15 protein-coding genes and 1 pseudogene are annotated in these 18,509 nt (G+C 66.4%); 2 read left to right on the top strand and 14 right to left on the bottom strand.

Annotated elements, in window-relative coordinates:
• Window positions 1-4: 4 nt before the first annotated feature.
• The 7 genes from EF888_RS01095 to EF888_RS01065 form a co-directional block, all read right to left on the bottom strand.
• The gene (locus EF888_RS01095) at window positions 5-2,089 is read right to left on the bottom strand and encodes a dipeptide ABC transporter ATP-binding protein (RefSeq protein WP_109760560.1); all 2,085 of its coding nucleotides are present in this window, start codon (window positions 2,087-2,089) and stop codon (window positions 5-7) included.
• A 108-nt stretch (window positions 2,090-2,197) separates the two neighbouring features.
• A complete protein-coding gene (locus tag EF888_RS01090; protein WP_109760561.1) occupies window positions 2,198-3,610 on the bottom strand; it encodes an ABC transporter permease in 1,413 nt (470 codons plus the stop codon).
• Between the two features lie 16 nt (window positions 3,611-3,626).
• Window positions 3,627-4,757 (bottom strand): ABC transporter permease, encoded by a 1,131-nt coding sequence (locus tag EF888_RS01085; RefSeq protein WP_109760562.1) that lies wholly within the window; start codon window positions 4,755-4,757, stop codon window positions 3,627-3,629.
• A 68-nt stretch (window positions 4,758-4,825) separates the two neighbouring features.
• Window positions 4,826-6,490 carry an ABC transporter substrate-binding protein gene (locus EF888_RS01080; protein ID WP_109760563.1) on the bottom strand — a complete coding sequence of 555 codons (1,665 nt, stop codon included), beginning with the start codon at window positions 6,488-6,490 and terminating at the stop codon, window positions 4,826-4,828.
• Window positions 6,491-6,630: 140 nt separating this feature from the next.
• Window positions 6,631-7,518, bottom strand: a complete 888-nt coding sequence (locus tag EF888_RS01075; protein WP_109760564.1) for a helix-turn-helix transcriptional regulator — start codon at window positions 7,516-7,518, stop codon at window positions 6,631-6,633.
• 278 nt (window positions 7,519-7,796) lie between these two features.
• Window positions 7,797-8,510: a M48 family metalloprotease gene (locus EF888_RS01070; RefSeq protein ID WP_126918452.1), complete on the bottom strand. Its 714-nt coding sequence runs from the start codon at window positions 8,508-8,510 to the stop codon at window positions 7,797-7,799.
• A 126-nt stretch (window positions 8,511-8,636) separates the two neighbouring features.
• Window positions 8,637-10,448: a M3 family oligoendopeptidase gene (locus EF888_RS01065; RefSeq protein ID WP_109760566.1), complete on the bottom strand. Its 1,812-nt coding sequence runs from the start codon at window positions 10,446-10,448 to the stop codon at window positions 8,637-8,639.
• Between the two features lie 122 nt (window positions 10,449-10,570).
• Between EF888_RS01065 and EF888_RS01060 the strand changes: the two genes are divergently transcribed.
• Both EF888_RS01060 and EF888_RS01055 read left to right on the top strand, forming a co-directional pair.
• On the top strand, window positions 10,571-11,677 hold the full coding sequence (locus EF888_RS01060) for a mechanosensitive ion channel family protein (protein ID WP_241239763.1): 1,107 nt from the start codon (window positions 10,571-10,573) through the stop codon (window positions 11,675-11,677).
• An 88-nt stretch (window positions 11,678-11,765) separates the two neighbouring features.
• Window positions 11,766-12,524, top strand: a complete 759-nt coding sequence (locus tag EF888_RS01055) for a hypothetical protein (protein WP_164721532.1) — start codon at window positions 11,766-11,768, stop codon at window positions 12,522-12,524.
• Here EF888_RS01055 and EF888_RS22105 read toward each other — a convergent pair.
• The 7 genes and pseudogenes from EF888_RS22105 to EF888_RS01025 form a co-directional block, all read right to left on the bottom strand.
• Window positions 12,521-12,637, bottom strand: a complete 117-nt coding sequence (locus EF888_RS22105; RefSeq protein WP_241239871.1) for a DUF6471 domain-containing protein — start codon at window positions 12,635-12,637, stop codon at window positions 12,521-12,523. The two genes, EF888_RS01055 and EF888_RS22105, sit on opposite strands and share 4 nt — an antisense overlap.
• A gap of 61 nt (window positions 12,638-12,698) precedes the next feature.
• A pseudogene (locus tag EF888_RS22535) lies at window positions 12,699-12,869 on the bottom strand (ATP-dependent DNA ligase); the annotation flags it as partial.
• Window positions 12,870-12,917: 48 nt separating this feature from the next.
• Window positions 12,918-13,664 carry an ABC transporter permease gene (locus tag EF888_RS01045; protein WP_109760669.1) on the bottom strand — a complete coding sequence of 249 codons (747 nt, stop codon included), beginning with the start codon at window positions 13,662-13,664 and terminating at the stop codon, window positions 12,918-12,920.
• Window positions 13,665-13,666: 2 nt separating this feature from the next.
• A complete protein-coding gene (locus tag EF888_RS01040; RefSeq protein WP_109760569.1) occupies window positions 13,667-14,602 on the bottom strand; it encodes an ABC transporter ATP-binding protein in 936 nt (311 codons plus the stop codon).
• Window positions 14,599-15,744, bottom strand: a complete 1,146-nt coding sequence (locus tag EF888_RS01035) for an ABC transporter permease (protein ID WP_109760570.1) — start codon at window positions 15,742-15,744, stop codon at window positions 14,599-14,601. Before EF888_RS01035 ends, EF888_RS01040 begins: the two co-directional genes overlap by 4 nt.
• A gap of 38 nt (window positions 15,745-15,782) precedes the next feature.
• Window positions 15,783-16,688, bottom strand: a complete 906-nt coding sequence (osmF, locus tag EF888_RS01030) for a glycine betaine ABC transporter substrate-binding protein OsmF (RefSeq protein WP_109760571.1) — start codon at window positions 16,686-16,688, stop codon at window positions 15,783-15,785.
• Between the two features lie 180 nt (window positions 16,689-16,868).
• On the bottom strand, window positions 16,869-18,467 hold the full coding sequence (locus tag EF888_RS01025) for an ATP-dependent DNA ligase (RefSeq protein ID WP_109760572.1): 1,599 nt from the start codon (window positions 18,465-18,467) through the stop codon (window positions 16,869-16,871).
• Window positions 18,468-18,509 lie beyond the last annotated feature (42 nt).

Here is an 18,509-nt window from a genome sequence, read left to right as displayed (position 1 = left end):
TGGCCTACTCTGCCGCGATCTGGATCACAGGCTCCATGGCGCGAAGTGTGGCGTCGGGCAAGTGGCACTTGATGCGGTGACCCTCGCCCACGTCCTTCAGAGGCGGCGCCTCGGTCTCGCACAGGTTGCCGGGCACGACGGGCTTCCAGCCGCAGCGGGTCTGGAACGGGCATCCAGGCGGCGGGTTCATGGCCGAGGGAATCTCGCCCTCGAGAACGACGTGCCGTTTGCGGACCTTGGTGTCGGCGATCGGGACGGCGGAGAGTAGCGCCTCGGTATAGGGATGATAGGGCGGGGCGAAGACCTGCGCGGTGTCCCCGATCTCGACGACGTGGCCGAGGTACATGACCATCACGCGGTCGGCCAGATAGCGCACGATGGACAGGTCGTGCGAGATGAAGAGAAGCGTCGTCCTCTGTGTGCGCTGGATCTCCATCAGAAGGTCGGTGACGGCGGCCTGCACGCTGACGTCGAGGGCCGAGACCGGTTCATCCGCGACGACAATGCGCGCGCCGCCTGCGAAGGCGCGAGCGATGCCGACGCGCTGCTTTTGGCCACCAGACAACTGGCGCGGCATCCGGTCGGCGAAGGCGCGGGGCAGCTTGACGAGGTCGAGGAGTTCGAGCATCCGCGTCCGCCTCTCGGCCTCGCTTGCGCCGATGCGAAAGACCTCGAGCGCGCGCATGATCTGGCGTCCGACGGTCATCGAGGGGTTGAGCGTGTCGAATGGGTTCTGGAACACCATCTGTACCGACGAGACGGTGCGGGTATCGCGCTTCTCGATCGGGGTGTTCTGGATCTCGGCGTTGTCGAGATGGATCTGGCCGTCGGTCGCGGTCTCGAGCCCCATGAGCACCTTGGCGAGGGTGGACTTGCCGCAGCCGGACTCTCCGACGATGGCCAGAGTCTCGGCCTCGCGGGCCTCGAAGGAGAGAGTTTCGTTGGCCTTGACGACCTTCTGGCCGCCGCTCCCGAAAAGGGCGTTGGCGGAGACTTCGTAGTATTTCCTCAGGTTATCAGCCTTCAGCACCACGCGCCCCGGTTCGGTCGCCCGCTCGCCCGTGCTCGCCTTCGGTGGTGCCGACCAGTCGATCTCGTTCCATCTGATGCAGCGGGTGGCGTGGCGGTCGTCGCCGTCCACCTGCTCCATCGGGATGTCCTGCGCGTCGCAGCGTCCGGGCATGAAGTAGGTGCAGCGGGGTCCGAAGTTGCAGCCCGGCGGGCGTTCGTGCGGCAGGGGGAAGTTGCCCGGAATGGCGACTAGCGGGCGGGCGGTCTTGTCGGCGCCGGGAAGCGGGATCGAGCGGAAGAGCGCCTGCGTGTAGGGGTGGCGCATCCGGTCGAAAACGTCCGCCACCGAGCCGCGCTCGACTGCTTCGCCCGAGTACATGACGCAGATCCGGTCGCATGTCTCGAGGACCAACCCCAGGTTATGACTGATGAAAAGCATCGAGGTGCCGTACTTGCGGCCCAAGTCCTTCACGAGGTCGACGACCGCGGCTTCGACGGTCACGTCGAGGGCGGTGGTGGGTTCGTCGAGGATCAGGAGCGAGGGTTTGGACATCAGCGCCATGGCGATGACGATGCGCTGCTGCTGGCCGCCGGAGAGCTGGTGAGGATAGCTGTCGAGCACCCTTTCGGGGTCGGGGAGGCGGACGTCGGTGACGACTTCCAGGGCGCGTTTGCGAGCCTCCTTCTCGCCGATGCCTTCGTGGATCATGGGGACTTCCATGAGCTGCCGGCCGATCTTCATGGCTGGGTTCAGGGAGGCCATAGGCTCTTGATATATCATGGCAATTTCGCTGCCGCGGATATCGCGGAGCTGCGCGTCGGTCATGTCGTTCAGGTTCTTGCCCTTGAACTTGATGGTTCCGCCGACGATGCGGCCGTTGACGCCGAGATCCTGCATGACGCCAAGCGCCACGGTGGATTTGCCGCAGCCGGATTCACCAACGAGGCCAAGGGCTTCGCCGGGCATGACGGTGCAGGAGAAGTCCATCACCGCGGGAATTTCGCGGAGGCGGGTGAAGAAGCTGATCGAGAGGTTGTCGATCTCGAGGATGGGGCCGTCGGTCGCCGGATCGGTCATGTTCGGCCTTTCGGTATCACGTCGGTATTGCGTCGGTATCGCGTCGGTGCACCGCACCGGGGGCAGGCCCGGTGGCGCGGTGCGTATTTGGGGCAAGATGAAGCGGCATCAGTCCCTCAGGCTTTCTTCGCGGAGCCCGTCGGCGAGGAGATTGAGGCCAAGGACGAGGCTCATCAGCGCGAGCGCGGGGGCGAGTGCCGGGTGGGGGTAGATCGACAGGAGCTTGCGGCCGTCGTTGATCGTCGAGCCCCAGTCCGGGCTTTCGGGCGAGAGACCGAGGCCGAAGAAGCCGAGGGTGCCGAGGAGGATCGTGGTGTAGCCGATGCGGAGGCAGAAATCGACGATCAGGGGACCGCGCGCGTTGGGCAGGATCTCCCACAGCATGATGTACCAGGGCCCCTCGCCCCGCGTCTGGGCGGCGGCGACGTAATCACGCGTCTTGATGTCGAGGGCGAGGCCCCGGACGATGCGGAAAACCGTAGGGGCGTTCACGAAGACGACCGAGACGAAGACGACGAGGAGGTTCGGCGGGAAGTCGATGATGCCGAGCGGGTCGGCGTCCCAGGCGATGCCGAGGTAGAGCCACAGCCCGATGGCGAGTGCGATGGTCAGGTAGATCGCGTCCTTGCGGAGGTCGGTGAAGTGGCGCGAGTGGATCAGGACTGCGACGAAGACGATCGGCAGGAGGAACAGCACCGCCGCCATGTAGGTGGGCAAGCCGGTCTGCACGATCTCGGGCGTGACGAGGAGGTAGAACAGCAGGATCACCGGGAAGGCCAGGATCAGGTTCGCGAGGAAGGTGAGGAAGGTGTCGAGCTTGCCGCCGTAGTAGGCCGCCGGGAGGCCGAGGGTGATGCCGACCATGAAGGCGAAGAGCGTGGCGAAGGGCGCGATGCGGACCACGACCCAGGCGCCCTTGACCATGCGGCTGAACACGTCGCGGGCGAGGTTGTCGCCGCCGAGGAGGTAGTAGGGATAGACGCCCTCTTGCGTGACGGCCGAACCGGGCACCGCGTTCTTCATGCCCGACAGTTGTGCCAGTGGGTCGTGCGTCACGATCAGGTCCATCGCGCCGAAGATCGCGGTGAAGACCCAAAACATGACGATGGCGAAACCTGCCATGCCGATGGTCGAGTCGAAGAGCTTGCCGTAGAGGCCGAGGCGGCGCTTGAAGGTCAGCGACAGGGCGAAGGTGGCGGCAAGCGCCAGCCAGACCGGCAGGAAGCGCGTGGCCAGGATGCCGAGGATGCCCTTCTGCTGCGGATCCTGCAGGGCGATGCCGCCGATCAGGTAGGCGAACGTCACGAGTGCGACGAGGGCGAGGCCCGCGGTGACGCCGAGGCTTGCCCAGCTTGCGGCGCTGATGCGGGTCGGCGCGGACGCTCCGGCGGATATGGCGCGTTCGACGGAGAAGGCGGACACGACCGACGACACGACGAAGGCAACGATGAGAAAGGCCCATGCCCCGACGAAGAGCGGGTTCAGGATCGCGAGGCTTCCGGTCCAGGTCAGCGGTTCCATCGGGGTGCCTCCTGTATCACGAGATCCGGATCCGGGGATTGAGGAAGACGTAGCCGATGTCGGAGATGAGTTGCGTCACGAGAACGACCGCAACGGCCACGACCGAACAGGCGAGCAGGAGGTCGATGTCGTTGTTGCCCGCCGCCTCGACCAGGGTCCAGCCGAAGCCCTTGTAGTTGAAGAGCGTCTCGACGATCACCACGCCGTTCAGAAGCCAGGGAAACTGGAGCATGATGACGGTGAAGGGCGCGATGAGCGCGTTCCTGAGCGCATGCTTCAGGACGATGTTGCGGAAGCTCACGCCCTTGAGCCGCGCGGTGCGGATGTATTGCGCCGTCATCACCTCGGTCATCGATGCACGGGTCATGCGGGCGATGTAGCCCGTCCCGTAAAGCGCGATGGTGAGGACGGGGAGGAAGAAGTTCTCGAAGGTCGCGTTCTCGGCCGCACTGGTCGCCGTGCCCTTGAAGATCTTCCAGCCCGACGACGAGGCGAGGAGCGTGATGAGGATGACGCCGGAGACGTATTCGGGGGTGGCCGTCGAGGCGATGGAGAAGGTCGAGAGCGACCGGTCGAGCCGGGTGCCTTCGCGCATCCCGGCGAGGACGCCGATCAGGAGCGCCGAGGGGACCATCAGGACCATGACCCAGAACATGAGCTTGCCGGTGAGGACGAGGCGCGTCGTGATGATGCCCCCCACGTCGTTGCGGAAGACGGTCGAATAACCCCAGTCGCCCTGGAGGAGGCCGCAGAAGCGCGGCGTCGCCTCGTCGGGCGTCGCGTGGCCGGCGCAGCGGGCGCGGACGGTGCCGTCGGCGCCTTCGATGACATAGCCGGGGACGAGGCCCAGCCATTCGCCGTAGTTGCGGAAGAGACGGGCGTCGAAGCCGGTGATGGCCTCCGAGAACTCCTCGCGCGGGACGTCGCCGCTGCGGGCGCCGGCCAGAAGCTGGGCGTCGGGCATAGTGCGGTAGCCGCGGGAGGCCAGCCAGGTCGAGACCTCGACGTCGGACATGCGCTGGCTGCCCTGCGTCTTGGCGACCTTCTCGAGGTTCGGATAGAGGTTGGTGAGGTAGAAGACGACGAAGGTCAGGCAGAGCGCCGTGAGGATCATCACCGCGAAGCGGCGGAGGATGAACAGTCCCATCTAGACCCTCCCCCCGATCTTCGGATGTCGGGGCGCCGGCACGGTGCTGGCGCCCCCGGTCATTGCGATCAGGCAGCCATCGCCCACTTGTAGTGGTGATGCTCGAAGGTGATGTGCTGGTCGACGTTCACCAGCCCCTCGCGGTAGTGCCGGTAGAGCGAGCGCCAGTAGGGCTGGATCGTGACGCCTTCCTGCTGGATCAGCGCCTCGCCCCTGGCGACGATCTCGCGCCGGGTGTCGGCGTCGGCGATGGACAGCGCCTGGGTCAGAAGCTCGTCGAACTCGGGGTTGGACCAGCCGAATTCGTTCCAGGCTTCGCCCGAGCGGTAGGCCAGCGCCCAGATCTGGACGCCCAAGGGGCGGTGGTTCCAGTTGGTCGAGGAGTAGGGATAGGTCAGCCAGTCGTTCCAGAAGGTCGAGCCGGGCAGGATCGTGCGCTTGACCTCGAAGCCGGCGTCGCGAAGCTGGGCGGCGACGGCGTCGGTGGTGTTCTTCATCCAGTCGTCGTCGATCGAGATGATCTCGTGCTCGAAGTCCATCATGCCGGCCTCGGTCATCAGAGCGACGGCTTCCTCGACGTTGCGCTCGACGGGCGGCAGCTCGGCATAGTCGGGGTGGACGGGGGCGACGTGGTGGTTCTCGGCCACGCGGCCGCGGTCGCCGTAGCCCAGTTCGAGGCAGACGGCGTTGTCGACGGCGAGTTGCAGCGCGCGGCGGACGCGGACGTCCTCGTAGACGCGCTTGCCGTCGAATTCGGAAAGCTGGTTCGGACGGACGACGATGGTGGCGGCGGTCACGACCTCGGACTTCTGGAGGCCGATGTCGTCCATGACGTCGATGAATTCGCCGACCGACTCGTAGAGCATGTCGACCTCTTCGGATTCGATCGCGGCCAGCCAGGCGGCGGGGTCGGTGCCGAAGTCGATGTACTCGATGCGGTCGAGGTAGGGGCCGCCGTAGACCTCGGTGCCCCACCACTGGAAGTCGGGGTTCCTGACGAGGGTGGCGCGGACGCCGACCTCCATCTCCTCCAGCAGATAGGGGCCGGTGCCGACGAAGGTGTTCGGGGTGTCCGGGTCGTAGTTCTCGTGGACGACGGCGGCAGGGTAGTCGGCCATGCCCGCGATGAGCGAGATGTCGGGGCGGGGCAGCGTCAGGGTCACGGTGGCGTCGTCGACGACCGTGATCGCGCCGTCGATCGCCTTGTTGGTGTCGGGGTCGATGATGGTGGCGAAGCGACCAGCCATCGAGTTGGCCTCGACCTCCTTGTCGCACCAGCGCTCGATGTTGCGGGCGACGTCCTGGGCGGTGAAGGGGTCGCCGTTGTTCCAGGTGACGCCGGGGCGGACCTTGAGGGTGTAGAGGGTGGCGTTCTCGTTGACCTCCCACCCGTCCAGCAGCATGCCCCGGAAGGAGCCGTCGTTGTTGTACTCGACGAGGTACTCGAGCGTACCGCGTGTGACGTTGGCGATCTCGGACCAGTCGGCGGTGCGGGTGTCCTTGAGCGCCTTGATCTGCATCTGGCAGCGAAGCGTGCCGCCCGGCTGCATGTGCGCCTCGGACCGCGCGGGCGTCGCCGCGCCGATCAGGCCGTAGGCGGCCGCCGCCGACACGCCGAGCGAGGTCGAGCGGGCGAGAAATTCGCGGCGGCTCAGGCGGCCCTCGCGGAATTCGTCCGCATACATGAACGCGGCAGGATGAACGGTCCCGCGCGTGGCGGCTTCTTTCACCATCGGTATCTTCTCCCTGTGGGCCGGGCCCGATCCGAGTCGGGCCTCTGTAGGACATGTTGCGGGCATTTCGTCATGTCGGGTCCCTCAGGTCAACCGTAACTACCTGAAAGTGGGGGATCGTCCGGGACGAAGACCGACCGTCAGACCCCGTGGCGAAACTCGGACGGGCTCTGTCCGGTGCGGGACCGGAAGGCGCGGGTGAAGTAGGCGGCCGAGGCGAAGCCGCAGTGGCGGGCGACCTGCGCGACCCGGATATCGGTGTCGCGGAGAAGGCGCCTGGCCTCGAAATGCCGCCGGTCGGTGAGGATGTCGAGCGCGGGACGGCCCGCGATCTTGCGACAGACGCGCGACAGGTGCGTGGGCGTCACGCCGAGAAGTGCCGCGTAGTGCTGGACGCCGTCGGGCCGGTTGAAGTCGCGCTCGACGAGCGAGGTGAAGGCCTCGGCCAGCCGGTGCGCGGCGGTGTCGAGCCGGGTCGCCTGCGAGGGGTTCGGTGCGTCGGCATACTGGTCCGCGACGCGCGCAAGCCAGACCGACAGAAGCCCGGCGTGGCAGGACAGGGCGCGGGCGGAGTGAAGGCCCTTGCCGTCGGCCTCGCGCTGCATGGCGTCGATCATGCCGGTCAGCTCGCGCTGGAGCTGGACCTCGTTGAGACGAAGGTGCAGCGGCTCCATCGGCCAGTCGTACTCCTCGCCGTCCGGCAGGAACACGACGAAGCCCAGAACCGGGCCGGAGGTGGTGAAGCCGTGCATCGTGCGGGGCGGCAGGAAGACGAGGTTGTGGGGGCTGTAGCCCGAACTGCGGCCCGAGATCGTCAGCCGGCCCTGCCCGCGCGTGAACCACACGAGCACGGGACGGTCGTAGCTGCGCATGGCCTCGGTGCGCCAGCGCCCGCCCTGAGCGAGGCGCGTCACAGACACGACCTCGACCGGCAGCCGGTCAGGCTGCGGCGCGGGCGTCGGCACGCGCGAGATTTGCGCCTCCGTCCCACCAGGCTGCGGGAGAAGCGTCAGACGATGCAACGACATGAACCGTTACCCCAGGCCCCAGACGGTAAATACGGCAAAATTGTGGCGCACCTTCCGCTTCCGGTCAACGAAGCCGTCATGACCCTCCGTCGAACACCTGCGAATTAGTGGTATTAACTGCGAATTGTGACTTCACGCCACGCTATCTGCCGGACACGAGGCAAGATCCGCAGCACGCGACACGTTCCGAAGCCGTTCAGTACGTCGTCGATTCGCGGTTTGAAGCGCAAAGCTTGGGCTGGAGTTGTTTCCAGGTCGTCTTCCGCAGAGGCACGTGGTCATGCTTTCTGCCGATGCGACCGCCGCTGCCACAGCACGAGTGGCCAAAGAACCGCGACCAAGAGCAGGCGAAGCGGCGGCCTCGCCCTGAGCATCATTTTGACAGCATAGACGTTGGCCTCGGCTTCCTGCGTCGCGACCTGTCCGCCCTCGAGATGGCCGCAGGCATGATGGCCCACCTCGTGGTAGAACGTATGTTCGGCATCCAGCCGACGCCACCAAAGCCGGATACCTGACACCCGGTCGACCGGCCACGTCAGGACGATGCCGGAGAGTTGCACGTCGTAGCAACCAAGGAAGTCGAGTGCCGGATGTCGCGCAAGGACGTCGATCCGTGTTACTTCGTCCAAGTTCAGGCCCCTGACCCTGCTCCATCGCCGAACGTTGTCGGCGACCAGGTCTGGTTCGCTTATCTCGTCTGCGACATAGACCGGGATGCCTCCCCCGACCTGAGTCACGGGCTTGTCGTTCTGTCGGCGCGACAAGATCTCAAGTGTCTTGCGGTGTAGCGGATGCAGCGGAATGTCGTTCAGCCGATCGACTTCGCGAACGAAGATGTCGCGATCCAACTCGTGAAGAGCGGCAAGCAGAACCCCGAAGTATTTCCCCGACGGTCCATGCGGCTTTTCCTGCCAGGCGCTGGAGTCCAGCTTCCGGCACAGGTCGACCACGGAGACTTCTCTATCACGAAGAACGTCGCGCCACGCGTCCATCACGGTCTCTGCGTGGTCTGTCGAGACGCCTCTCAGCAGTCTCTCGACGGGGTTCCTGGCTGCGGTGTCCATGACGCCCCCTCTAGCCGAGAACTGTGGCAACGGCAGGACAGTGCCGCGACGTCCCTAGCCCTCCATCGCTTCCAACTCGTCGATGAAGCCCGAGATCATGCCGAGGCCCTTGTCCCAGAAGGCGGGGTCGGAGGCGTCGAGGCCGAAGGGGGCCAGAAGCTCCTTGTGGTGCTTCGAGCCGCCGGCCTTGAGCATGTCGAAGTACTTCTTCTGGAAGTCGGCGTCGCCTTCCTCGTAGACCGCGTAGAGCGCGTTCACGAGGCCGTCGCCGAAGGCGTAGGCATAGACGTAGAAGGGCGAGTGGACGAAGTGGGGGACGTAGGACCAGAAGGTCTCGTAGCCCTCCATGAAGTCGAAGGCGGGTCCGAGGCTCTCGCCCTGCACGCTCATCCACAACTCGCCGATGTCATCGGGCGTCAGCTCGCCATTGCGGCGGGCGGCGTGGAGCTTGCATTCGAAATCGTAGAAGGCGATCTGGCGGACGACCGTGTTGATCATGTCCTCGACCTTGCCGGCGAGGAGGACCTTGCGTTCCTTCTGCGAGGGCGCGTCCTTGAGGAGACGGCGGAAGGTCAGCATCTCGCCGAAGACGCTGGCGGTTTCGGCCAGGGTGAGGGGCGTCGAGGCCAGAAGCTCGCCCTGCCCGGCCGCGAGGCGCTGGTGGACGCCGTGGCCAAGCTCGTGGGCCAGCGTCATCACGTCGCGCGGTTTGCCGAGGTAGTTGAGCATGACGTAGGGGTGGACATTCGACACGGTCGGGTGCGCGAAGGCGCCGGGGGCCTTGCCGGGCTTCACCGGGGCGTCGATCCAGCCGTCGTCGAAGAAGGGTTGCGCCAGGCGCGCCATCTCGGGGTCGAAGCCGGCGTAGGCGGATAGCACCGTCTCGCGCGCCTCGTCCCAGCCGATCCTGCGGTCGCTTTCCATCGGCAGGGGCGCGTTGCGGTCCCAGACCTGCATCCGGTCGAGGCCGAGCCAGCCGCGCTTCAATTCGTAGTAGCGGTGCGAGAGTTTCGGATAGGCGTTGACGACGGCGTTGCGCAGGGCCTCGACCACCTCGGGCTCGACCTGGTTCGACAGGTGGCGGCCGGTCTGGGGTGTGGGCATTCCACGCCAGCGGTCCTCGATCTCCTTCTCCTTCGACAGCGTGTTGTGGACGCGGGCGAAGAGCTTGACGTTCTCGCCGAAGACGCGGGACAGCTCGCGCGCCGCCGTCTCGCGCTTGGCGCGGTCCTGGTCGGAGAGGTCGTTCAGCGTGGCTTCCAGTCCGCGCGTCTCGTCGCCGATGACGAACTCGAGACCCGAGATGGTCTCGTCGAAGAGACGGTTCCAGGCGGCGGCGCCGACAGTGGACTGGTCGTGGAGGAACTTCTCGAGCTCGTCCGACAGCTGGTAGGGACGCATCAGGCGGAGGCGGTCGAAGATCGGCTTGTAGCGGGCGAGGTCGGCGTTTCCGGCGAACCAGCCGTCGAGGACGGCGTCGTCGATGCGGTTGACCTCGAGCGAGAAGAACACGAGCGGCGTGGTGAAGGCGGTGATCCGGTCCTGCGCGTCGGACATGGCCTTGGCGCGTTCGGCGTCGGTCGTGTTCTGGTAATAGCGCAGGCCGATGAAGGACATGATGCGGCCGGCGACCATGTCGATCTTCTCGTAGCGCAGGACGCAGTCGAGCATCCCCTGTGCGCCGAGACCGGCGAGATGGCCCTCGTAGTCGGCGGCGAAGTCGGCGCAGGCCTGTTCCAGCCAGTCCATGTCGCGCTTCAGCTCGGGCGCGTCGGGGCTGGAGTAGAGGTCGGAGAGGTTCCATTCGGGCAGGTCGCCCAGGTTGCCCGCGCCGGAGGCGTTCGCGTCGAAAACGGGGGTCTGCATGTCGGCTCCTCGTGTCGTGGTCGGGTGAGAGATAGAGGCTGCGGGCGGCGATTGGAACCCGAGGCGCGCCTCGCGGGATCGTTTTGCCAGAGCGCTGCAACGCAGCTAGCATAGGCCGGATGATGACCCTCGAGTTCCTTCGCGGCTGGCTGACGGCCCTTCCGGGCGGCAGCGGCCCCTTCGTCGCGGCGCTGCTGGCCGTGGCGGTGGCGCTGATGGCGCACTGGCTGTGGCACCGGGTGGCGACGCGGATCGTGGCGGGACGCGACCTGTTCTGGCGCAGCCTCGTCCAGCGCACGCGGCGGCCGGTGCGGCTGGCCTTCGTCACGCTGGCGCTGTTTCTCGCGCTCGCGCCGTTCGATCTGCCGGACGGCCTCAACGTCTTCGTCCGGCGCGCGCTGACGGTGCTGACGATCGTGCTGATCGCCTGGTGGCTGAGGATGGCGTTCAGCATCTGGATGACGATCCACTTGCGGCAGTTCAGCCTCGACAGCGAGGATAACCTCAACGCGCGCAAGCACATCACACAGGGCCGCATCCTGCAGCGGATCGGGAACATCCTGATCTATGTGGGCGCGCTGGCCGCCGTGCTGATGACCTTCGAGACGGTGCGCCACTATGGGGTGTCGCTGCTGGCCTCGGCGGGGGCGGCGGGGATCGTGGTGGGCTTCGCGCTGCAGCCGCTTCTGAAGAACCTGATCGCGGGGATCCAGCTTGCCGTGACCCAGCCCATCCGCATCGACGACGCGCTGATCGTCGAGGGCGAGTGGGGCCAGGTCGAGGAGATCACCTCGACCTATGTCGTCATCAAGATCTGGGACTGGCGGCGGCTGATCGTGCCCCTGAACTATTTCATCGAGCAGCCGTTCCAGAACTGGACCCGCGAGACCGCCTCTCTTATCGGGGCGGTGATGCTTTACGTCGATCACACCGCCGACGTCGCCCGCCTGCGCGAGAAGGCGCGGGAGGTGGTCGAGGCCTCGCCCCGCTGGGACCGCAACGTCTTCGCGGTTCAGGTGACGGACATCCGCGAGACGGTAATGGAGGTCCGCGTCATCGCCTCGGGGCGGAACGCCGGCCTGGTCTACGACCTGCGCTGCGACATCCGCGAGGCGCTGGTGGCCTGGCTCCAGGCCGAGATGCCGGGGGCGCTGCCGCGGACGAGGGCGGAGGTGACGAGCGACCCAGATCGGAGGCCTTCGGCGGCTGCCGAGGTGGACGAAGGGTAGGCGTTTTTATCGGTCTCGAAGTATCCGGCCTTATGGAGGAAACGCACCACGCGATCAGCCGTCCGGCGGGAGGGCTGACACATGATTGGTGCCCTGCAGATTTTTTTTTGCGATCAATCTCCCTGCCCAAGGCGGAGAAATCTCTGAACTCTGTAGTCTCGCCGTCGACCAAGAGGGCGTTGCCAGCGAATTCTGCGCTTTCGGTGATGGTCTTACCGTCCAAACAAAAGACATCTTCGTAACGGACCTTCACCAGCAAAAGCATAATAACACGCGTGTCCGAACCTGTGGCGAACCGAAGGTCATCGGCGCGGGTCAGGAGCTCTACGGAGTCCCGTTTACTTTTACCTGCGGCGATGTCTGGCCAGACGCCCTTGGCAAGCCCGGTGTCGCCGCCGACCCGAGATACCTCGATCATCACACTTCTAGCAGGCGACTGCCCCGTATTTCGGACGGTCAACGCGATGTCCCAGTCGACGTAGAATTGTTCTGCTCGGGGCGTGACAGAAACCTTCTCAATAGTCAGATAGGCACGGACCTGCGCTTCTCCGATGCGGGTGGTTTCCAGCACCATTTTTCGGGTGTCAGCGGCCATTCTTTGAGTAGCCACCAGAGTGCCAACCAAAAGCCCCGCCGCTACTATAGTGAAGAAAGACATTACCCACTGAGCAAGTGTGTCCTCAGACGCAACAAGACGCCGGGTCCACCACCACCATTGTGGTTCATCGTCGGCTTCAAAGCGACCGGCGTATCCGTTACACTGATCGCGAGCTATGCAATCTACAAAATCGTAGATGCCGCTACCCCAGATCAATATGACAGTGGCCGCGGAAAGCCCGAAACCTAGCCCAACCGCAAATCCGTTACGCCAACGGTTTTCAGGCATTGCAGGAAAAAGGCGGCACTGAATTTGCCTCGTGACAGTTTGTTGCGAATGTTGACTTCCTTATCGCCGATCATGTCGGCAAGCTGACCGTAAGTCACCCCCTGGCGCTTCAGTTCGGCCTTGAGGCCCCTCCCCTCACCCATAAGCCGCCAGCATCGCCCTCAGATCCTCCATCGTGTTCGCCTCGTAGGCGGGCTTATCCGTTCGCCACCGCGCCATGCGGGGAAAGCGGAGCGCCACGCCGGACTTGTGGCGGGTCTGTTTTGCTGAGCCTTTGAAGGCGATCTCGAAGACGCGGACGGGGCCGCAGCCCCCGGTGAAAGCTACCAGCGCCTCGCCCTTCCGGACGGCCCCTCAAGCAGTGCGGCGCCCTCCGGTGTGGCGGGCGAGGCGGGCTTCGAGTTGCACGAGCGCGTCGTAGATCAGGACGGCGAAGAGCCCCACGATGATCCCGCCCTGCAGCACGTAGGCGGTGTTGCTGGTGAGCAGGCCCGCGATGATCACCTCGCCCAGCGTGCGGGCGGCCACGGTGGATCCGATCGTCGCGGTGCCAAGCGCGATCACGACCGACAGGCGGATGCCCGTCAGGATCACGGGAAACGCGAGCGGCAGTTCGACCTGCACCAGCCTTTGCCAGCGATTGAGCCCCATTCCGCGTGCCGCCTCCATCGTGGCGGGCGGAAGCGTCGAGAGCGCGATGGTGGCGTTCTCGAAGATCGGCAGCAGACCATAGAGGAAAAGCGCCACCAGCGTCGGACCCGCGCCGAAGCCGAGGGCCGGCACGGCCAGGGCCAGCACGGCGACCGGGGGGAAGGTCTGGCCCATGTTCGTCACCGTGCGCGAGAGGGGGCGGAAGGCTTCGCCCGCAGGCCGGGTCACCAGGATCGCAAGCGTCACCGCGACCAGCGTGGCCGCAGCCGTGGCGGCTGCCACAAGCCCCAGATGGCTGAGCGACAGCGACAGAAGCGAGCTGCGTGCATAGATCGCCGGTGCGCCCTCGGGGGCGAGCGGCCGGAAGACCGGGGCGAACCAGTCCGGCCTCAAGACCAGGGCCAGCAGCAGCAGGACCAGAGCGGGGCGCAGGATGGTCCCGACCCCGATCCTCATGCGCGAAGCTCTGCGCGGGCGCGGATCGCGTCGAATGTCACCCGGCCCACCACGTCGCCGTCGCGCTCGACCGGCACGGCCGACCGACCGGTCCACAGGCAGGCCGCGAGCGCGTCGCGCAGGCTGGCGTCGGCCGGCAGAGCGGCGCCCGGCGCGTCCCCGTCCTCGACCAGATCGCACAGCGGGATCAGCGACAGGAGCCTCAGGGGTCGCTCGACCTCGCCCACCATGTTGGCGACGAAGTCGGTCGCCGGCTGGGCGATTATCTCGGCGGGGGTGCCGTGCTGGACCAGCTTGCCGCCGTCCATCACCGCGACCCGGTCTCCCAGGCGGATCGCCTCCTCCATGTCGTGCGTGACCAGCATTATGGTCGAACCGAGCGCCTTCTGGATCCGGCGCAGATCGTCCTGGGCCCGCGCGCGGATGATCGGGTCGAGCGCGCCGAAGGGTTCATCCATCAGCAGGAGATCGGGACGCGAGGCAAGTGCCCGCGCCACGCCCACGCGCTGCTGCTGTCCTCCCGACAACTCGGCCGGATAGCGGTCCCGGAATTGCGCGGGGTCCATCGAGAACAGGGTCAGCAACTCGTCGACACGGGCCTCGATCTTGTCCTTCGGCCAGTCAAGAAGCCGGGGCACCGCACCGATGTTGCGCGCCACCGTGTGATGGGGAAAGAGCCCGTGGCCCTGGATCGCGTAGCCGATCCGGCGCCGCAACAGATGCGGCTTCGTCGCAAGGGTCGACACGCCGTTGATCCGCACCTCTCCCGAGGTGGGCTCCTCGAGACGGTTTATCATCCGCAGGAGCGTGGTCTTGCCAGAGCCCGAGGTGCCCACGATGACGGTGATCGTGCCGGTTTCGACCGTCATCGTCACGGCATCGACCGCCTTGACGCCGTTGTAGGTCTTGGTGATGCGGTCGATCTCGATCATGCGGTTCCCTGCGGTGTCGGAGAGGCCAGTTCGACCAGGATGTCCATGACGATGGCCGAGACGAGGGCCAGTGCGACGGTGGGCAGCGCGCCCAGCAGGATCAGGTCGGTGGCCGTCTGGTTCAGACCCTGGAACACGAAGGTCCCGAAGCCGCCGCCTCCGATCAGCCCGGCGATGACGGCCAGTCCGACGTTCTGCACCAGCACGATGCGCAGCCCGGTCAGGATGATCGGCAGGCCCAGCGGCAGTTCGACCTGCCACAGCCGCTGGCGCGGCGTCATGCCCATCCCGCGCGCGGCCTCGAGCGCCGAGGGGGGCGTCGCGGCAAGCCCCGTCACGGTGTTTCCGACCACCGGCAGCAGCGAGTACAGCACCAGCGCCAGAAAGGCCGGCGCAAAGCCGATCCCGGCGATGCCGATGGCCTGCGCACCGGGCACGCTGTCCCCGACCCAGCCGAGGATCGGGATCATCAGGCCGAACATCGCAAGCGACGGTATCGTCTGGAGGAAGCTCAGGACCGGCAGGGTCGTGGTGCGCAGGCTCGATCGCCGGTGACACAGGATACCCAGCGGAAAGCCGATCGCCGCCGCCGTCGCGAGCGAGCCGAAGGCCAGCGCCAGGTGCCGCACGGCCGCATCGGCGAAGGCCTCCCTGCGGCCGGCGTATTCCTGCAGGATCGACAGTTGCGACAGCGTCCCCGACCACAGGATCAGCGCCAGCGTTCCCAGCACCGCCGCCAGGAGCGCGCCGCGCGCCAGCGACCCCGGCGCCAGCTGGGCGAGCGCGTCGGCCATCAGCAGCATCAGGATCAGCAGGAGGCACCAGAAGCCGATGGCGGGCGAAACCCGCGCATAGTCTCCGGCCCCGACCAGCAGCGCGGGCGCGCCCTGCATCAGCAGCCAGAGCAGGCCGGCCAGTCCGAGGATCGACCCGGCGAACCGCAGGCGCGGCCACGCCGACGGCAGGCCGAGAAGCAGGCCCGCCATCACGGCAGCCGTTCCGGGAAGGGTCACCGCCGGCGCAGCCAGGCGCCAGGGCAACACGCCGTCGCCGGCGACGATGCGATTGGCAGCGACGGTCAGGAAAGGAAGCAGGAGCGCGCCCAGTCCAAGGACGGCGAACAGAACGCCGGGCGGGGACAATCCCCACCCGGCGCGTCCCACCGGTATGGTTGCGCTGGTCAGTCCAGTACTCCGGCCTGGGTCAGGTAGTCGCGCGCCACGGCTTCGGCCGGTTCGCCGCCGACCTGGATGCGGCCGTTCAGCTTTTGAAGCGTCGCCATGTCCAAGTTGCCGAAGATCGGGTTCAGCACGTCCGGGATCGACGGATACTCTTCCAGAACCTCGGCCCGGACGATGGGCGTCGGCTCATAGACGGGCTGTACCCCCTCGTCGTCCTCCATGACCACGAGGCCCGTCGCGCCGACCCCGCCGTCGGTGCCATAGACCATTGCGGCGTTCACGCCCGACGTGCCGCGTGCGGCCGCCTGGATGGTGGCTGCGGTGTCGCCACCCGACAGTATCACCGTCTGGTCCTGCGAGAGCTGGAACCCGTAGGTCTCCTGCATCGCGGGCAGGACAGCGGGAGACGACACGAATTCGGTCGAGGCGGCCAGCTTGACTTCGCCCCCCCCCGAGACCCACGCGCCGAAATCGGACATCGTGGTCAGGTTGTTCTCTTCGGCAACCGGGCCCGTCACGGCGATGGCCCAGGTGTTGTTGGCCGGAGCACTTTCAAGCCAGGTGACGTTGTTCGCCTCTGCGTCCAGTTCGGACGCGCGATCGTGGGCCGCCTGGGCATCCTTCCAGACTTCGCTGTCGGCCTCGTTGAAGAAGAAAGCGGCGTTGCCGGTGTATTCGGGATAGATGTCGATCTGGTCCGCCAGCAGCGCCTCGCGTACGACCTGCGTGCCGCCCAGTTGCAGCCGGCGCTCGACCGGCAGACCGGCATCCTCGAGAGCGAGCGCTATGATGTTGCCGAGCAGTCCGCCCTCGGTGTCGATCTTGGAGGAGACGGTGATGTCGGCCTGTGCGCTGGCAGTGAAAGCGCCGACGACTCCGGCGGCAAGGATCAGGGGGGTTTTCATGGTGTGGGCAGCTCCCGGCTGGATTGTTTCGAACGCGTGCACTGTCGGTGCGCGAGACAATATAGGGGAATGACACCGTGTTCCAAATTTGGCAGTTCGCCGTTCGCCAGTCGAAGGGAAAAGTCGGGCAGGCAAAGTCGGACAGGCAACAAAGCGGAGAGGATCGCGCGCGCCCTCCTCTCACCCATAAGCGGCCAGCATCGCGCGCAGATCTTCCATCGTGTTCGCCTCGGACGCGGGCTTGTCCGTCCGCCAGCGGGCCATGCGGGGAAAGCGCAGCGCCACGCCGGACTTGTGGCGGGTGCTCTGTTGGATGCCTTCGAAGGCGATTTCGAAGACGTGGTGGGGTTTGACCGCGCGGACGGGGCCGTAGCGTTCCAGCGTGTTCTTCCGGACCCAGGCGGTGATCGAGCGGAACTCGGCGTCGGTGAGGCCGGAGTAGGCCTTGGTGAAGGGCACCAGCGCCTCGCCCTCCCAGACGGCGAAGGTGAAGTCGGTAAAGAGGTTCGCGCGGCGGCCGTGGCCGGACTGGGCGTAGATCATCACCGCGTCGATGGTCAGGGGATCGACCTTCCATTTCCACCAGTCGCCCTTGCGCCGGCCGTCGCGGTAGGGGCTGTCGAGGCGCTTGAGCATGACGCCCTCGGCCCCGATCGCACGCGAGGCTTCGCGTGTGGCGGCGAGGCTGCCCCATGTGTCGAAGTCGAGAAGCGGCGAGAGGCGGAGGGGCATGTCGTCGGGCACGGCCTCTGCGAGCGCATGGAGCCGGGCGCGGCGTTCGGAAAAGGGCAGCGCGCGGATGTCGGCGCCCTCGTGCTCCAGGAGGTCGTAGGCACGAAGGATGACGGGGGCCCCGGCCAAAAGCGCCTTCGGCACGGTCTTACGGCCGATGCGCTTTTGCAGCGCGTTGAAGCTCATGGGCAGTTCGGTGGCGCTGTCCCAGGCCAGCACCTCGCCATCAAGCACGGTGCCGTCGGGCAGGAAGTCGGTGAGGGTCGCAAGCTCGGGGAAGCGGTCGGTCATCAGCTCTTCGCCGCGCGACCAGGCGAAGTGCTGGCCGCCGCGCAGGATGAGCTGGCCGCGGATGCCGTCCCACTTGTGTTCCGCCGCCCAGTCGGAGGGATCGCCCAGGGTCTCGACCGGATCGTCGAGCTGATAGGCGAGGTAGAAGGGATAAGGTTTCGAGAGGTCGGATCCGGGATCGGGGGTCAGGACGAGGGCGTCGAAGGTGGTGCGGTCGGGCGACCAGTCGCCCATGAGGCGGTGCGCGAGTTCGGGTTCCTCGACGCCGGTGGCACGCGACAGGGCGCGGGTCATCAGCTTCTGGCTGACCCCCATGCGAAAGCCGCCGGTAATGAGCTTGTTGAAGACGAAGCGTTCGATCTTGGGGAGCGCGTCCCAGGCGGCGAGAACGCGGGTCTTGCGGTCCTCGTCGGGGAGCGCGGAAAGGGCGCGGATCTCGCCGATCCAGTCGCCGAGGGTGCGGTCCGAGGCGTTCCGGGGCTCGGGCAGGACAAGGGCGATGGTCTCGGCCAGATCGCCGACGATGGGGTAACTTTCCTCGAAGAGCCAGAGCGGGATGCCCGAGACCTCGGCGGCCCATTCGCGGAGGCGGGTCGCGGTGACGGTACGCTTGGGGCGGCGGCCCGAGAGAAGCGCCATCGTCCAGAGCCGGTCTTCCACGGGCGCGGTCGAGAAATAGTCGGCCAGCGCGTCGACCTTGGCGTTGGTCTTCGTCGTCTGGTCCAGCGCCGTGAACAGCGCCGCGAAGCGTTTCATCTGGAGGGCCCTCCGCCGGGGCGGAGGGCCGGGATCCTGTGC

Origin of the sequence: Silicimonas algicola, from assembly GCF_003970735.1 — a bacterium.
Classification (GTDB): domain Bacteria; phylum Pseudomonadota; class Alphaproteobacteria; order Rhodobacterales; family Rhodobacteraceae; genus Silicimonas; species Silicimonas algicola.
The sequence above is the reverse complement of the archived record's forward strand: the minus strand, read 5'-3'. Positions and strand labels throughout refer to the sequence as shown.

Bases quoted from the DNA above. Each gene is read 5' to 3' on its own strand.
- EF888_RS01040 (WP_109760569.1), bottom strand. From the start codon at position 14,602: ATGATCGAGATCGACCGCATCACCAAGACCTACAACGGCGTCAAGGCG.
- EF888_RS01095 (WP_109760560.1), bottom strand. From the start codon at position 2,089: ATGACCGATCCGGCGACCGACGGCCCCATCCTCGAGATCGACAACCTC.
- EF888_RS01090 (WP_109760561.1), bottom strand. From the start codon at position 3,610: ATGGAACCGCTGACCTGGACCGGAAGCCTCGCGATCCTGAACCCGCTC.
- EF888_RS01070 (WP_126918452.1), bottom strand. From the start codon at position 8,510: ATGGACGCGTGGCGCGACGTTCTTCGTGATAGAGAAGTCTCCGTGGTC.
- EF888_RS01025 (WP_109760572.1), bottom strand. From the start codon at position 18,467: ATGAAACGCTTCGCGGCGCTGTTCACGGCGCTGGACCAGACGACGAAG.
- EF888_RS01080 (WP_109760563.1), bottom strand. From the start codon at position 6,490: ATGGTGAAAGAAGCCGCCACGCGCGGGACCGTTCATCCTGCCGCGTTC.
- EF888_RS01060 (WP_241239763.1), top strand. From the start codon at position 10,571: ATGACCCTCGAGTTCCTTCGCGGCTGGCTGACGGCCCTTCCGGGCGGC.
- osmF (WP_109760571.1), bottom strand. From the start codon at position 16,688: ATGAAAACCCCCCTGATCCTTGCCGCCGGAGTCGTCGGCGCTTTCACT.
- EF888_RS01085 (WP_109760562.1), bottom strand. From the start codon at position 4,757: ATGGGACTGTTCATCCTCCGCCGCTTCGCGGTGATGATCCTCACGGCG.
- EF888_RS01065 (WP_109760566.1), bottom strand. From the start codon at position 10,448: ATGCAGACCCCCGTTTTCGACGCGAACGCCTCCGGCGCGGGCAACCTG.
- EF888_RS22105 (WP_241239871.1), bottom strand. From the start codon at position 12,637: ATGATCGGCGATAAGGAAGTCAACATTCGCAACAAACTGTCACGAGGC.
- EF888_RS01075 (WP_109760564.1), bottom strand. From the start codon at position 7,518: ATGTCGTTGCATCGTCTGACGCTTCTCCCGCAGCCTGGTGGGACGGAG.